We start from the raw sequence: 1555 nt of genomic DNA on the forward strand, positions 1-1555 counted from the left end.
GGCGCCGCGGACAACAGGACCGGCGCTGCCGCGCGGGCGGCCGTAAAAACGGCCAGCGCTAGCGTCGTATTGGGCACTCTGAAGCTGAAGCCGTTTTCTGATCTGAGCTGCACGACAAAATTGCCTCGCCTGTTAACCCCGGCCCCGCGTGCGCAGGGCCGGGGGGCAAGACGCAGGCGCTTCACCGTGCCAGGGCTATCCAATCGTACACTCCGCGTGATTGGCAGCTGTTCCGCTTTCTCTTTCCGCGGGGGTGTGCTGCCGTTCTGGCAGAGGTCCGCCACCGCGCCAAGGATCACAAAACTTTTGCAGGGCTCGAGGATCACAGGTCAGGTCCTATATGGCCCGGCCATCCGCTCCGGCTACCGGCGCTCTCGCAATTCAAGGGTAAACATGCCACGCAGGCGCGGCCCTTGACCTGCGAGGCCCTGCAAGCAGGGCACCACGCCGCCAACCTGCACAGATGCCCTCTCTTCGACTTCACATCTATCGACGGTGCGCGTGGCCTGCCTGCAAAACTCTTGCGCCCAGCAAGCTGGCGGCTGCGCCGTCCTTGTCACGGCGTCTGCCCTCAGCCCGCCCGTCAGCACACCCCCGCAACGGCGCGGGCGGAGAGCTTAGGAGAATACGCACATGCTGGGTAAAAGCGCGACCGTATACGACCAGATCGAACTGTTCGGCCTGACCGAAACCGACGACGACCTGCCAATTCCGAATGACGACGAATTGCGCACTGATCTGATGCAACGCACCTTTGACGCCCTGTTTGAAGGGATGACAGGCACCGGCCTGCACCGCGAAATTGAACCCATCGCCTATGGTCTGGCGTCGCTGATCTTTCGCCGCCGTAACGCAATCCAAAAGCAACTGAGCGATACTAGCGATAGCCTGCGCGGCCTCATTCGCGCCGCCGACGGGTCCGAAGTCCTCGAAACTCAAATGGACGAGTTGCAGCGCAAGGCAGACCGCTTTTCCGATCTGCTGGACGCGCTCGACATCATGGCCGAAACCGCCGCCCAGTGTTACGAGCAGCAAACCGGCGCGGCCTTCCTTCCCGCTGCCAATGGTCGAACCTCGCGTCTTGCCCATCTGACCGGAACCGTGTTCGAGGCGCATAAATGGCTGGAAGCGCATGAACGCGAACAGGCGGCACAATTTGAGATCGAAGGCACCCCCCTAGCCATCGCCGGGGATCGCGATTGGATGGATCATGAATATGTCTGGGCCACGCTGGACAAAATCCGGGGCCGCTTCAAGGAGACCTTCGCGACAGAACTCATCCTGTACCACAAGGCGGATAAAAAAGGCGTGGACGCCATCGCCGCCGCGTGGGCGCGCAATCGCAAAGTGCCTCAAGTGACATTCCAGCCCAACTGGCGCGCATTCGGCAAAAGCGCAGGCTTCAAAGCCATCGACCAAATGCTCGACACCCCCAAGCCACTCGGCGGCGTTGTCATCTTCGGCAAAACCGGCATCGCCCTGAACTTGGCCGACAAGGCAGAACGCAAAGGCATCAAGGCAATGCGCGTTGACCCGCCCGCAAAACCGAAATCCT

General features: G+C 61.4%; 1 protein-coding gene. It reads left to right on the plus strand.

Annotated features, from left to right (window positions below; genetic code table 11):
• Positions 1-633: 633 nt before the first annotated feature.
• Positions 634-1555: DUF2493 domain-containing protein (locus Q1B13_RS26750; protein WP_299085928.1), on the plus strand; the 922-nt coding region annotated here is incomplete at its 3' end.

Source organism: uncultured Ruegeria sp. (assembly GCF_947489545.1).
GTDB lineage: Bacteria > Pseudomonadota > Alphaproteobacteria > Rhodobacterales > Rhodobacteraceae > Ruegeria.